This is a genomic window from Pyrolobus fumarii 1A (assembly GCF_000223395.1).
Lineage (GTDB): Archaea > Thermoproteota > Thermoprotei_A > Sulfolobales > Pyrodictiaceae > Pyrolobus > Pyrolobus fumarii.
Genome location: NC_015931.1, coordinates 1,417,962 through 1,431,738 on the forward strand (window position 1 = coordinate 1,417,962; position 13,777 = coordinate 1,431,738).

Here is a 13,777-nt window from a genome sequence, read left to right on the forward strand (position 1 = left end):
GATGGTTACAATGCGTTACTGGTACGACCTTAATGGTGCGTGGATGTACTATAGGCCAGACGCTGTACACGTATGGTTCGACGAGGATGTGAAACGCAGGCTAAGCTGGTATTACAGCGTCATGAAGGATATGAAGCCGGCAAAGTTCATGATTGTGAAGAAGATTGACGCGGGAGAAGACCCCGCGAAGCTGGATACAGAAGCGTTATGGGAGCTGCACGATAGACTGTCGAACGAGGCTAAGAGGCTGTGGCGACTAGCTGTTAACGATAGATTTGGTTGGAGGGATTTGCGTGAAATTCCGGAGCCACGATTCTCCCTACTTGATGTGAAGGTAGAACTAGCGCATAGGACGTTACGCGCATGCACGTTTTGTGAGAGAAGATGCAGGGTTGACCGTAGAGCTGGAAAAGTTGGCGTCTGCAGGCTAGATTGGAGAGTGTACGTTCATAGCTGGTTTCACCATCTCGGAGAGGAAGCCCCGCTTGTGCCAAGCGGCACAATATTCTATGGCGGGTGTAACTTCCGCTGCGTGTTCTGCCAGAATTGGGATATAAGCCAGACAAACGTTAGGGGTGGCGTGGAAGTAGATGCACAGAAGCTTGCAAAGATACAGCGTGAATTAAGAGTAACTGGTGCTCGCAACATAAACCACGTTGGCGGTGATCCAACACCAAACCTTCATGTTATACTAGAGTCTTTCAAGTACCTTGATGTTAACGTCCCTCAACTATGGAATAGCAACATGTACCTTACATTAGAGGCTATGAAACTCCTCGTTGATGTTATTGACATCTGGCTACCAGACTTCAAGTATGGTAATGATAAGTGTGCAGTTAGACTATCAGCTGCTCCGCGCTACTTCGAAGTAGTGACACGCAACTTGAAAATTGCTGCGGAGAACGGCGATATGATAATAAGACATCTAGTCTTGCCCGGTCATATCGAGTGTTGCACGAAACCGGTTCTACGCTGGATAGCGGAGAATCTACCGAAAGACAAGATACTCGTCAATATAATGGACCAGTATAGGCCGGAGTATCTAGTCGCAAAGTATCCCAATCGCTGGCTTGATATAGCGAGGCGGCCCACAAAGGAGGAAATTGAGGAAGCTTACGAGTATGCCCGGAAACTTGGGATCCGTTTCGAACCCGTAAGCTGATGTCTTTCACCGTTTGCACGCAATGCCTACAACTTCGCTGATATTACTGAATCCTTTTCTCTCGAGATACTCTCGAAGACTTGTAACAATCTCGTGTACAACTCCTAGACCCTTATCGAATAACGCGGTGCCAACCTGCACTGCGCGTGCACCAGCTGCTATCAGTTCTACCGCATCACGCCACGTGTAGACACCACCTACGCCGACAATGTCTACGCCAGTCTCACAGTAGACATCGTAAACAGCTCTTACAGCAACAGGGTGAATAGCCCTACCGGATAACCCGCCAACAATACCACCAAGTACAGGCCTGAGAGTCTCTACGTCAATAACCATTGCGCGTATCGTGTTTATCAATACTACAGCGCTTGCACCGGCCTCTACAAACTCCAGAACCCTTTCGGGCAGCCTATCGAGGAGACCAAGCTTCACCCATACCGGTCTGTCGCCAACTACCGCTACAATCGACTCGACTATCATTTTTGACAGTTTACGATCATAGCCCACTTCAAGCCCTCTACCCTCTGCATGTGGGCAACTCAGATTGACCTCTATTGCATCGGCACCAGCTTCTACGCTAACCTCTGCAAGCTTGGCTGCTTCCTCTGGGTTACCGGCCGCTATGCTAACAATCACTGGTTTGCCGTAGGCTTTTGCAGCACGCACAACCTCCGGGATTCCGTTAATACCTGGATTGGCGAGTCCCACTGAGTTAACATACCCGGCTTCTACGGGGATTATCACTGGGGTTGGATTGCCTTCACGCTCCTCCATGGTGAAAGATTTCGTTACAACTGCGGCAACACCAGCCTTTACTAGCTCTGCAACGCCGCTAGAATCAACTGCAAGTATGCCACTAGCATTCATCACTGGATGTTCTAGTTTCAACTTACCTACTTCCACTGCTAGACGAGAGTCTCGCAACGTTCACACCCCAGCCAGGCTTTACACATACACATCCCTCGCGATAGACGAGTTTACCTCTCACGATCGTTGCTATAGGCTCTCCTCGATACGCCCAACCATCATACGGCGATAGCTTAGCTTTCGAAAATGTATCGTAGGCCACTATCCTACCCTCGCGTTTTAGATCCACAACCGTATAGCTTGCTATGCAGCCAGGCTCTATACACCCGTACGACTCCAGACCTATTATCGAAGCAGGCTTCGTTGATAAAATGTTGACAGCGTCATTCAGGCTTAGCAAGCCCTTGGATACGAGCGTTAACACAAGACGAACATAATGCTCGAGTGAAGGTATACCTGGGGGACACTCGCTAAACTCTCCCATCTTCTCCTCAACAGCATGAGGCGCATGATCTGTTGCAATAGCATCTATTTCACCAGATACTAAGGCGGCTATCAATCCTTCACGCTCCTCGGACGGCCTAAGAGGCGGGTTAACCTTGGCGATACAGCCAAGCTCCCTCTCATCACTCGCGTCAAGAAGGAGGTGATGCGGCGTCACATCAACAGTCAATCCACGTGCTTTGGCACGCCTGAGAAGCCCAACGCTAGAAACGTGCGTTACGTGTATCCTTACTCCGCGAGGAGCCAACTTGAGCACCTCTTCAAGTGCAGCTATTTCTGACTCTACGGGTCTACACTTCCACCTCTCTCCAGGGGCACACCCTTCACGAATGAAGCCAGGATGCTCCGCATGAAGAACCACAATAAGATCGCGCCTCCAACTCTCGTAGAACACCTCTTCAAGTGCATCACGTCTATATAGATCCTCAGGATACACCTTGAATCCTACTATGGAGCCGGTAGACGCTAGCCTAGCTGCTTCGCCGGGGACCTCGGGAACACCAGCATACACGCCATAATCAACAACAGCGTTACGACGCAATGCCGAGAGTTTTGCCTGCAAAGCATCGACGTTGTTGATGCGAGGAGAGGTATTTGGCATATCAACTACCAGTGTTACCCCGCCTGCCGCCGCTGCGAGAGTACCGCTCAATTCATCCTCTTTGTACGAGAACCCGAGGCCACGAAGATGAACATGTATGTCGACGACCCCTGGCAGTATGTAAACACCGCTCCCCGTGAACTCTACCTTCTCGTCACTCCAGTGGCACGAGCCTCTGGTAAACCCATCTACACGCCCATCCCGCACACATACACAACCTTCAATCATCTCTCCGGAACGAGGATCATAGAATCTCCCGTGGATGACTACATCGCACATCATTCTAGCAGCCTCCGTATCTCCGATGCTGTAAAGACCGGACCGTCCCTACATAGCAGAGGGCCTCCAGGCCATAATCGACATGAGCCGCAGAAACCAACACCGCACTTCACAATAGACTCCATGATAGCGATTAGCTTGTCACCAGCAAGTCTATAGACAGCTTTCATCATTGGAAGTGGACCAGCTGATATAACAACATCTGCGCTGGTTACCAGCTTCTTTACAAATTCAGGCTCTGTAACTAATCCCTCATAGTCACACGGGCCACCAACGCCATCTTCACACACAACAGTGACGTCAACACCATGATGTTCGAACACTTCCCTTATGCCAGCCTCCTCCCTGGATCTAAACCCAAGCACAATGTTTACGTCATATCCCCGAGCCCCAAGGACGCCCGCAGTGTAGAGAATAGGTGCTACGCCACTACCCCCGCCAACAAGCAACACTTTATGTACATGGACGTTCATTACACTCGATATACCGCGGCCAAGAGGGCCCATAACTCCTATCGCATCACCTCTCTTTAACTCGTGTATATGTTTCGTTGTCTCGCCCACGCTCCTAACGATAAACTCCGCACCTAGGCTATCCATCCACGCTATGCTCATAGGTACAGCCTCTAGACCAGGCACCCATAACATCACAAATTGCCCTGGGTCGGCTGTAAAACCAAGAGGCGATACCCTCAGCCATGCAAGCCCTCCATATCGCTTTACACGCATCACCCTAACGCTAACAAATTGCGTACCCAAGGCTAACCCTCCAGTATCTGCTCGAGTATGTCCTCTTCACTCAACATAGATCCGCAGTAGATGCATTGCAGTTTTACAGGGCTTCTCGACACTACACGGAACTTGGGTTCGATTGGCTCGTTTTCCTTTCTACTTATACAAGTCGGATTCTTACACTTCAATACGCCTGCTACAATCTCTGGAAGTTCGACACGTCTCTTCTCCACAACGACATAATCCTTCACAATGTTTATCGTTGCCGTCGGCGCGATAAGCGCTATTATGTCAGTCTCGCGAGGATTAAGCATACGACCCTCGACTTTCACAATATCCTTTCTACCCAGCTTCCTACTCTCAACGTTCATCACAAGTGCCACCTTGTAACCCTCTCTGCCGGTTATACCGAGTATCTTGAGTACAGCCAGCGCGCGGCCAGCCGGTATATGGTCTATAACCGTGCCTTCACGTATCTTCCTGACTAGCAGCTCCGAGTTCTTCACGCCTTCTCACCCCCGAGTATGAGATAGAGAAGTGCCATGCGTAGGGGTACACCAAGTCTAGCTTGGTAGAAATAGGCTGCTTGAGGCATAGTGTCGACACGCGGGTCTATCTCATCAACCTTCGGTAGAGGGTGGAGCACACGTAGCGTATCCTTACCTTTCGACACAATATCTGGAGTTACACGGTAGCTGCCTCGAACTCTCTCATACTCCATGGGGTCTGGGAATCTCTCGCGCTGAATCCGGACAACGTAGAGAACATCAAGCTCTTGTATCACATCTTCGAGCCTCTCAACTTCTTGCATTTTCAATCCACGTTCGCGCAGCACCTCACGAACCTCTTCACGAACGCGAAGCTGTGGCGGCGAGATAAGGTAAACCATGCGTGGCTTGAACAGCGTCAAACCATATAGGAAGCTAATAGCGGCTCTACTATATCGAAGGTCGCCAAGCACACCATAAACAAGTCCGTCCGGACTACCGAATAGCTTTCTAACCGTGTATAGGTCGAGCATAGCTTGCGTCGGATGATGTTGTTTTCCGTCACCAGCGTTTATGACGGGATGTTCTGCAACCTCAGCCGCATATAGTGCTGCACCCTCAAACTTATGTCTAACAACTATAGCATCAGCATACGCGTCGAGCATCCTGATGGTATCAGCGAATGATTCCCCCTTGGCAACACTAATTGCCTCTTCAGAGGTAAACCCTATTGTCTCGCCGCCAAGTCTCTTCATAGCTGCTTCGAAGCTCAATCGAGTACGAGTAGATGGCTCAAAGAAAGCGAGAGCAAGTATACGACCCTCCAGTAGCCGCGGCACATGACCCTCGTGCAACATCCTCTCGAAACGATCAGCCTCCTCGAATAACATCTCGAGTTCTTCGCGGTTGAAGTCCAGTATGCTGATAACATCACGGCCTTTAAACGTGCCCACCACGACCCTACACTATCGCCCTCAACAAAACCTCGATTTAACGCTTGCCCATAATACATTCCCTGAGCTTTTCAACACCCCTTTCCGCCAGCGTTCTAAGTGACAAAACCGGATCATCCGCCCATGCAATAGCACGCCCGATTATCTCATAGTCCGCACCAGCACAGATAGCCGAGCCAGGCTCAGCACCCTGAGCCCCCACGCCCGGCGATACCAACACTATGTCAGGATAACGGCCTCTTGCTTCCCTGATAACCTCGGGGCGTGTAGCTGGTACAACGAGCCCCCAAGGTTTAACCCTCTGAACTACCTTGTCTACAACGTCTCTACAAGTGTCTAGTGTCGCTCTTGCACCTGGATGACTCATCGAGTATACTAGTATAAGCCTGGCCCCCCTCTCAGACAGAAACTCTGAAAGCTCGTCAAGCGCACCCTCAACACCAACAAATGCATGCGCTATTACAGCATCGAATGCATCAACGATATCCTCTAGGACAAGTCTCATAACGTGACCTATATCAGCTAGTTTTAGGTCAAGCACACGCAGACCTTCAAGCCTGCTGAAAATATTGTACACCCTGTCTATGCCGGCACGTAGTAGCAAAGGCCAACCAACCTTGAAACCCGCCACCCGCCCACGCAGCACATTGACTCTTGCTTGGAGCCATTCATCCACATCAGCACTACGCGGAGGATCAAAAGCAACAATAACACGGGATGCATACTCTTCAAGTTTCAGGCTTCTCTCACCTCGTTCTCAACCCACACGAGATACTCTTGCAAACCCTTTACGACCTTGACTGCGATTACCTCAGGAACCTCATACGGATGCACACGCTTGACAAACTCTATGAGCTCATCCAATCTCTCCTCAACAGTCTTAAGTACTATTAGATCCTCTTCATCGCGCTCAACCTTACCCTTCCACCAGTACACACTCTTGACGCCACTAATCACGTTGGCACAAGCCGCAAGCCTAGATTCGATTATCTTGCCTGCTATCTCCTCACCCTTACCCTTCGGCGCTGTAATGAACACTACAACAACGCTCAACTCACATCACCTTCACTGTTCACCGCCTATAGCTGCACGAATATGCTTCTCAAACTCCTCGACACTCATATCTTCGCGGTGCTTAGGAAGCTCCACTACAACTACACGGCCACGTACAAATAACCGAAGCACATCCTTATCCTTATACCTGTAGACATCAAGTTGTTTAACACGCAGCTTTTCAAGCACCTCAAGATATTTCCTGAACTTCTTCTTGTACGCCATGGCTTGCTCCCAACGCCACGGGTATAACCCATCTAGTTTAAACCACTCTCTGCCAACACAGAACGTACACGGGAGTGACGAGCATTCCGGCTCAACCGAGCCTATGGCGATGTGGAGGGCCAGGACAGCTGACCCTTTACCCACCAATAGCATCTATCACATCGAGTACTTCATTCCTGCACGCCCAGGGCCTGGGCTTACACCTGGCTACACGCTTTAACAAGTTGTACAACACTCTGCTTATTTTACCACACCGCATCTCGGGATGCCCACCTAATGCGATATACACGGTTAGCCTTCTAGCCTCGTTGCTCACATCCTCTATAGTACCGCACCCCACCACACCATCGTCAAAATAGTCACGCAGCCTTCCCAGTTCCTGCATAAAGCCTCTGGAAGCCATCCAGAGATGAACCTCGAGATCCTTCACAACTGTATATGCTACATGCACTGACCTCAAATCATTATATTCGCAGAGAGCAACAACATAATACTCTTGCGAACCGTGAAGTATGCTATGTGCAGCCTCATGCACTAACATCGCTCTACGGGTAGACCCTTCAACATTCACAATGTCCTCTACTATGACATGGATACGTGGATATCCTGCCCACGCCTCATGGAACAAGCCACCCTCATACTCGGCATTAACAACGATGTCATTGTGTACAGGCAGCTTGACATGCCCTCTCGTCTCGTAGATGTGCACCTCAACGTATTCTGGTCGCTCAATTTGATACACATCGGTTAATGTGCGAGCAACAAACTCCCTGACAGCCGAATCAACATTGCCATGCTCGATAATGTATACTCCCGGAGCCATTACCATAGATACCCTTGTCATCAGCGAGGTCCTCCATTCATCACGCGCTCAGCACAAATCGGCCTCATCACAATAGTTGTAAATGCCGTATAAGGTATACAAGCGTGACGCAAGCTAAACACGATAATACCCCCACTAATACACCTCTATCGTCTAGTGGAGGCCTTACTCTCATGCCATCTAGCCTCATTTCAAAGACGCTGAACATAGACGATATACTCGATGTTGAGAGGCGAGGCAACACGTTGATCGTGTACACGCGTGATGGAGAGCTTCTGAACCTTCCATATAACAGCGTAACTGCAAGTCTCTACTGGGAGATTAAGATACGAAATCGAAGGAGAGCTTTTGGACTCTAATCTCTGCGAGAAACTACCACTACCACCACTGGCCTGAGGAGACTGCCACCCAGCCCTGCGTATCTACGTCTTTTTAGCCCTGCTTGAGTCTCGTCTCATTTTCGCTGCTATCAATTTCTTTGCAGCAGCACTAATAGCAAAGTTTTGTGATAACCGTGATGCTTAGCCTGAATTCAGGCTCTGTTTTTAAAATGTGTTTTGTATAATGTGCTATTATACAAAGGTATGATGTGGTAACAACTCGGTGACGCCGGGACTACCTAGGAGGGTGGAAGTGGAGGACTCTACTATCCTCGGTCCAGTGGAAGCAGGGGGGTCTGCGAGTGTCTATGAGTGGCTGTGCAGCTGATGGCTTTCTAGACAATCGTCTATCACTCTTCGGGCTTGTTTTGAGAGGCCTATACGCGCTCCCATTCTGCGATCGTGATAGATGTAGATCAGATCCTTAGCCTGTAGCTTTCTCAGCGTTGATAGTAGCCAGTGATGGTCGGCTGACAGCCTTTCTTGGAGCTGGTCTATGTACAGGTAGGTTTTGCCCCAGGTCGAGTAGTGGTCGAGTATGGCCTTAAGGACTTCCTTTTCTTCTTCGTCAAGGTTCGGTTCGTAGATGGAATATAGTTGTCGTGCGCAGAACTCCCTCCTTTGTCGTTCGTTGTCGACTATACTGATACGCTCGGCAATAAACGGCAAAGAATTGCGGTATTGTCCATGTGGGTGATACGCTGTCTTGTCGTTTATTGCCGGGGTTGTAGGAGCGGCAAGAATCTGACGTGCTAGTATAGCGTAACGGTCGAGTTGACTGTCTGTGTATCTTTGTAGGACTTCGCGGGCGAATTCCTCACCTAGCGGCGTTAGTCTCCAGTAGCCATTCTCGTATTCGAAGAGGCCTCGTGTCTTCCAATAGCTCAGATAGCTAGAGATGTATCTGCTTGTGAACCCTAGTATCTGTGCTATCTCGGCGGCTCTCATGGGTCTTGAGTATAAGAGTACTGCTATGGCTTCGACTATGCGGCTTCGAGGCCCTATTCTTGTCATCTTCTTCCTTTTCTCTTTCTCTGCTAGTTGAGTGGCGAGAATCTCGGCTATTCTCTGTAGCTCCTTATCGTTCACACTATCCCCGCGTTATGTATGCGTGTTTGACGGTTGAGTTGTGAAGGGGGTAGTGATACACTGGGGTATTCGGATTGTGGCGTGTGCAAGTGTATAATTGGGCGTGCGGCGCATCTATCCGATACTGAGGGCTGTGATGTAGTGAGCGGTCTCTGAGTTCCAGGTGCTGACACTCCCATGGACTGAGCCCTCTTTATGAACCACTAGTAGCTCTAGACATGGCTGGGCGCTGTGAGGAGTCTCGCCGGTCGGCATTTGCTATGGCTTGGCGATTTCGAGCCCTGGGAGATAAGGCGATTTGTGGAGGTAGGGTTGGAGCTCAAGCGTAGATACTATGCGGGTGAGCGGATAATCCCTGTATTGCGTGGCAAATCTGTAGCCCTGATCTTCGAGAAACCTAGTACAAGAACCCGTGTTAGTATGGAGTTAGCCGTCTGGCAACTTGGAGGTTATCCAGTGGTGCTTAATGCTAACGAGATGCAGCTCTCTAGAGGCGAGCCCGTGAAGGACACGGCACGTGTACTGTCTAGGTATGTTGATGCAATAGCTGCTAGAGTGAAGAAGCATGAGACGCTTGAAGAGATGGCGAGGTATTCGAGTGTCCCAGTGATAAATATGCTGAGCGATTTTTCACACCCGCTTCAGGCGCTCGCCGATGTAATGACGATATGGGAGCGTTTCGGGCGTGTCGAGGGTGTATCGGTAAGCTATGTGGGTGATTGTGGGAACAATGTCGCGCATAGCTTGCTACTGGCTAGCGTCGCGCTTGGCGCGAAGGTGCGGCTAGGCTGTCCACGGGAATACAGGCCGGATGCGCGTGTGTTGCGTGCAGCGGAGGAGATGAGTGCGAAAAGCGGCGGTAGCTTTGAGATATATGATGATCCCGCCGAGGCTGTTAGAGGCGCCGACGTAGTCTATACTGATGTGTGGGTTAGTATGGGTCAAGAGGGTGAGGCAGAGGTTAGACGGGAGAAGTTACGTCCGTACCAAGTCAATGAGGAGCTAATGAGGTTAGCCTCGAGAAACGCTGTGTTCATGCACTGTCTTCCCGCTAGACGTGGTGAAGAGGTAACAGAGGATGTTATCGAGAGCCCGAGAAGTATAGTGTGGGAGCAGGCGGAGAACAGGCTACACGTCCAGAAAGCAGTATTAGCGCTTATTCTGGGCGGACTCTCCTAACCTTAACACCAAGCTCTTTAGCCTTCTCCATAGCTTCCTTGGATAGCTTTGGACCGGAGCCATAGAGGACTAGCACTGGCTTAGCGTTTATGCTCTTAGCCTTCTTCGCGATGGCCTCGACAACTTCAGGGCCATAGACCTTGCTCTCTGTGAGCACATCGATGGCGTATATGGTACCCTCCTTCTCTGCGCGTATCGAAACTCTACCCTCGCTTGTCTCAAACCCAACCTTTACACTATAACCAGCCTCTACGTATAGCCCGGCGACGTAACCCTCGGGGCCAAACTTCTCCCTCAGCTTCTTTTGCATGAAGACTATGCGCGCGAGGCTCAACCGTATCCACCCCACGGCGCGACAAATTGCCTCGCTTTTTATAAGTAAGCTGGGGTCAGTGTATTCCCGTTGGCGTGATGAGAGGCTGGCCCACCCACGCTGAATGGTGCTGAATGAACCCGCGGCTGACAAGCTATCAGCGCTCCCGTATTAGCTGCCGAGTTCTTCAATCCGGCCGGGGCGGCACCCCGTGGCGGAAATCCTTGGCATCGCTGGGGCAGCACTGATAGTGGTTGCATGGGCAGTTGCGCTGCGTATGCCGCCACCACCAGTAGGCTTGTCAGGGCTATACGCAGTGGGTAGCCTCCTCCTGACGCTCTATGCCATTAGGCGCGGTGACCCCATATTCACGCTGCTGAATGGACTTGCATTCATACTCGCTGTTGTTAACGTAATGCGGGTTAGAGGCGTTTATAGAGCCGGAGGGTTGCGAGAGCAGGGCGTCAAACGTGGCGGTGAGGCAAATCTTCAGGGCGATGGACAAGTTCGGTGAGAGACTAGCATCGGGAAAGTTAAGGCTGGTACTCTATACCTCTATACTCGTACTTTCTGTCATACTTGCAGTGATGCTTAGGGGGCTGGCCTGGCCAGTATGGGTGAAATACGGAGTCTATATTGACGCGTTTGACCCGTGGATAGAATACTGGACTGCAAAGTATCTGTACACGCATGGTTTGAGCTCCTGGTGGGACCTGAGACCGCCGAACCCCGATGTGATGAAGTTCTGGTACCCATGGGGTCGAGACTTTACGAGATCCTCATACCCCCTAGTCCCCATGTTAATCGCGTCAACCTATCCACTAGTGTCGTGGATGCTTAGTTTCGAGCAATGGGCTGCATGGGTGCCTCCCCTCGCCGGCGCAGCCCTCGTTATAGTAGTCTCGTGGCTACTGTACAGAAGGTATGGTTTGCTCGCTGGGGTGACCGGCGCGTTACTGACTGCAATGCTTCCAGCGTCACTTGATAGAACGCTCCTCGGCTTCATAGAGAAGGAGGGCGTTGTACTCCCCCTCGTGATACTCTCGGTATACTTAATGTCGCGTAGTCTAGACAACCTCGATAACCCGGTGAAACGCAGAGTCTATGCATTCGCAGCTGGACTTGCTGGCGCGCTGGTAGGCCTAGGATGGGGTGGCTACCTGCTACCCGTGTTTGTAGCTGCACTCTCAGTTGTTCTACTCCCCGCGGCAGGGATACGAGTCAAGAGAGAGTACATCGACATACCAATCCTATACTGGGTTGGCCTACTACCAGCTATGCTCTTCTCTAGATGGCGCGGCATAGGCGCTATGATCGGTATGCCTGGTGGCGTTCTGCTAGCAGCTGCGGCAGGCGTGATTGTACTCGCATACCTCTACGACATGGTTGAAAAAAGACGTACAAGATTCACGAATGTGTTACGCACCGTATTGAACTCGCCAGTGCGCTATACTCTCGCAACCGTCTCGCTGCTGACAATAGTGTTCATTGTAGGCGTGTTTACGGGTATAATGCCAGCTAGGTCGGCATTCTTGCTACTACCAGGTGCACTCAAGACAGTCATAGTAGAGCAGCGAGGCCCGCTTGTCGAGTCTATAGCGGAGCATGCAGCAGACCCTGTCAAGGCTATTAACGAGGCTACACTAATGGCTGTGCTCTTCGCGCTTCTCGGCATAATATATCTTGCATATCGCGTGCTTATGCGTGGTGTAGCGGGCGACATCCCGGTACTGGTTGCAACATCTGTAGGATACTATGCGATGTTCAACGCAGCATACTTCCTCCAGACGGGTGGTGTTTTCACTGCGCTTGCTGCTGCCGCTCTCCTCGGAGTTGCTAGTGAATACCTAACGCCTGGGGCACAGCGTGGACGCAGAAGAGTCCACACTGTTGAATCGCAAAGTGTGGTCAGGGTACTCGCCGTAGTCGTAGCTGTGCTTCTCGTGCTAAACGCTGGCATCAGTGTTGCTCTAAAATCGCCGCTCTACGCCACGCGGCTCCCGCTGGTGCTAACCTCCGGTGTATCCACAACAGCCTACATACCATCGTGGTACATGTTCCTCAAGTATATCAATACGAGCACGCCGTCAGACACAGTAGTCGTCTCGTGGTGGGACTATGGTTACTGGTTGAGTGTTGTTGGCGATAGGGCCTCGTTAGCAGATGGCGCGACAATGAATGCTACCCAGATTAGTCTACTTGCGAGGATACTTGTTGGCGACTATCATGAAGCCGTTAAGCTGCTCGAGAAGCTAAAGTGTAGACCTAACAGGACGTTGATAGTAGCATATGGGCTCTACCAGCTGGTTAGGCAGGGCGATAGAGTCGTAGCTATGTTGTTGCCGACTGCAGGCGACCTACCCAAATCATACTGGATGATAAGAATTGGCGGGCTACCCCTCAACGAGTATATAGGCGATATCCCGGTAAACGTTGGAGGCAACACAGTCACAGTTAGAACGTTTAACGTCTATAGTGAGGCTTTCCAGAATGCCTTGTTGTACAGGTTGTTGTTCCAAGCGCCACTAATGTTGAACGAGGAAAATGTGGTCAAGTTTGTCGATAAGCGTATAGAGAGTATAGTAGATGGTGCCGAGATAGTGCCTGCGCTCGCTATACCACTTAGAGGCAACCAAGTTGCGATAGTTGAGTTGCAAGGGTCTGCGACAAGGCTTCTAGCTGTGCCAGAAGGGTTCCGACATGCAGTGGTGTCAGCATATCCGTTGATGGCATCTGGTAACACGGTCGTTGCTGTCATAGTGGCAGCTTTCGAGTGGACCGGTTAACCTTCTAGCGTAGTAACACTACGCCGCTAGTCAATGCCCTCTTTTTACCATACGATACCCCTAGGGTTGGCGTACAATCAGCCAAGGTGCCTAGACATTGCCGTGCGATCCCAGTATCGTGCGGAGGGCGGGATTCCTAGTGTTGTTCGCAGCGGTACGCGCAGCTATGCGCGGTGATAACGAGCTGCGTGAGGCTTTGGAGATGCTTGCTCTGCGTCTGGATCTTCTTGCATCCCTGGATATGCCAGTTACACTCGACCCCGAAGTTGAAAGAATAATACGCAAGATAGGTAATCGCATAAGCGATGGACTAGAATGGGTCATGAACGAAGTGTGTGATATGCTAAAGTGCATGGGTCTCACTTGTAAACCTAGCGGCGGTACTTCTTAGGTCAGAGCTTGTT

General features: G+C 50.7%; 17 protein-coding genes. 6 read left to right on the top strand and 11 right to left on the bottom strand.

What is annotated here, in order from left to right; translation table 11 throughout:
- Positions 1-10: 10 nt before the first annotated feature.
- Positions 11-1,162 (top strand): radical SAM protein, encoded by a 1,152-nt coding sequence (locus PYRFU_RS07445; protein ID WP_014027047.1) that lies wholly within the window; start codon positions 11-13, stop codon positions 1,160-1,162.
- A gap of 6 nt (positions 1,163-1,168) precedes the next feature.
- Here the strand turns inward: PYRFU_RS07445 and PYRFU_RS07450 are convergent, their stop codons facing one another.
- From PYRFU_RS07450 to PYRFU_RS07490, 9 genes are all read right to left on the bottom strand, one after another.
- Positions 1,169-2,086: a dihydroorotate dehydrogenase gene (locus PYRFU_RS07450; protein WP_014027048.1), complete on the bottom strand. Its 918-nt coding sequence runs from the start codon at positions 2,084-2,086 to the stop codon at positions 1,169-1,171.
- On the bottom strand, positions 2,052-3,356 hold the full coding sequence (gene pyrC / locus PYRFU_RS07455) for a dihydroorotase (protein ID WP_014027049.1): 1,305 nt from the start codon (positions 3,354-3,356) through the stop codon (positions 2,052-2,054). Before pyrC ends, PYRFU_RS07450 begins: the two co-directional genes overlap by 35 nt.
- Entirely contained in the window at positions 3,353-4,111 is a 759-nt protein-coding gene (locus PYRFU_RS07460) for an iron-sulfur cluster-binding protein (RefSeq protein WP_014027050.1), read from the bottom strand. The genes pyrC and PYRFU_RS07460 overlap by 4 nt, the downstream gene beginning before the upstream one ends.
- A 2-nt stretch (positions 4,112-4,113) precedes the next feature.
- Positions 4,114-4,590: an aspartate carbamoyltransferase regulatory subunit gene (gene pyrI, locus PYRFU_RS07465; protein ID WP_014027051.1), complete on the bottom strand. Its 477-nt coding sequence runs from the start codon at positions 4,588-4,590 to the stop codon at positions 4,114-4,116.
- Positions 4,587-5,525, bottom strand: coding sequence for an aspartate carbamoyltransferase (gene pyrB / locus PYRFU_RS07470; RefSeq protein WP_014027052.1), 939 nt, complete (start codon positions 5,523-5,525; stop codon positions 4,587-4,589). The genes pyrI and pyrB overlap by 4 nt, the downstream gene beginning before the upstream one ends.
- Before the next feature lie 37 nt (positions 5,526-5,562).
- Positions 5,563-6,264 (bottom strand): orotidine 5'-phosphate decarboxylase / HUMPS family protein, encoded by a 702-nt coding sequence (locus PYRFU_RS07475; protein WP_167828002.1) that lies wholly within the window; start codon positions 6,262-6,264, stop codon positions 5,563-5,565.
- Complete coding sequence (cutA, locus tag PYRFU_RS07480; RefSeq protein ID WP_014027054.1) at positions 6,261-6,578, bottom strand: divalent-cation tolerance protein CutA; 318 nt, start codon at positions 6,576-6,578, stop codon at positions 6,261-6,263. The genes PYRFU_RS07475 and cutA overlap by 4 nt, the downstream gene beginning before the upstream one ends.
- A gap of 12 nt (positions 6,579-6,590) precedes the next feature.
- Positions 6,591-6,803 carry a hypothetical protein gene (locus PYRFU_RS10535; RefSeq protein WP_167827898.1) on the bottom strand — a complete coding sequence of 71 codons (213 nt, stop codon included), beginning with the start codon at positions 6,801-6,803 and terminating at the stop codon, positions 6,591-6,593.
- 136 nt (positions 6,804-6,939) lie between these two features.
- Positions 6,940-7,626, bottom strand: coding sequence for a hypothetical protein (locus tag PYRFU_RS07490; RefSeq protein ID WP_048191879.1), 687 nt, complete (start codon positions 7,624-7,626; stop codon positions 6,940-6,942).
- A 173-nt stretch (positions 7,627-7,799) separates the two neighbouring features.
- Between PYRFU_RS07490 and PYRFU_RS07495 the strand changes: the two genes are divergently transcribed.
- On the top strand, positions 7,800-7,985 hold the full coding sequence (locus PYRFU_RS07495; protein WP_014027057.1) for a hypothetical protein: 186 nt from the start codon (positions 7,800-7,802) through the stop codon (positions 7,983-7,985).
- Positions 7,986-8,312: 327 nt separating this feature from the next.
- Here PYRFU_RS07495 and PYRFU_RS07500 read toward each other — a convergent pair whose 3' ends face one another.
- Positions 8,313-9,095: a helix-turn-helix domain-containing protein gene (locus PYRFU_RS07500; protein ID WP_014027058.1), complete on the bottom strand. Its 783-nt coding sequence runs from the start codon at positions 9,093-9,095 to the stop codon at positions 8,313-8,315.
- Between the two features lie 231 nt (positions 9,096-9,326).
- Between PYRFU_RS07500 and argF the strand changes: the two genes are divergently transcribed.
- Complete coding sequence (gene argF, locus PYRFU_RS07505; protein WP_014027059.1) at positions 9,327-10,274, top strand: ornithine carbamoyltransferase; 948 nt, start codon at positions 9,327-9,329, stop codon at positions 10,272-10,274.
- On the opposite strand, the gene PYRFU_RS07510 is transcribed toward argF, so the two are convergent.
- Complete coding sequence (locus tag PYRFU_RS07510; protein ID WP_014027060.1) at positions 10,252-10,608, bottom strand: hypothetical protein; 357 nt, start codon at positions 10,606-10,608, stop codon at positions 10,252-10,254. The two genes, argF and PYRFU_RS07510, sit on opposite strands and share 23 nt — an antisense overlap.
- A gap of 190 nt (positions 10,609-10,798) precedes the next feature.
- Between PYRFU_RS07510 and PYRFU_RS07515 the strand changes: the two genes are divergently transcribed.
- The 3 genes from PYRFU_RS07515 to PYRFU_RS07525 all read left to right on the top strand — a co-directional run bounded on the left by PYRFU_RS07515 (position 10,799) and on the right by PYRFU_RS07525 (position 13,764).
- Positions 10,799-11,101, top strand: coding sequence for a hypothetical protein (locus PYRFU_RS07515; RefSeq protein WP_014027061.1), 303 nt, complete (start codon positions 10,799-10,801; stop codon positions 11,099-11,101).
- Positions 11,058-13,373, top strand: coding sequence for an STT3 domain-containing protein (locus tag PYRFU_RS07520; protein ID WP_014027062.1), 2,316 nt, complete (start codon positions 11,058-11,060; stop codon positions 13,371-13,373). Before PYRFU_RS07515 ends, PYRFU_RS07520 begins: the two co-directional genes overlap by 44 nt.
- Positions 13,374-13,470: 97 nt before the next feature.
- Positions 13,471-13,764, top strand: coding sequence for a hypothetical protein (locus PYRFU_RS07525; RefSeq protein ID WP_048191883.1), 294 nt, complete (start codon positions 13,471-13,473; stop codon positions 13,762-13,764).
- Positions 13,765-13,777: the final 13 nt, after the last annotated feature.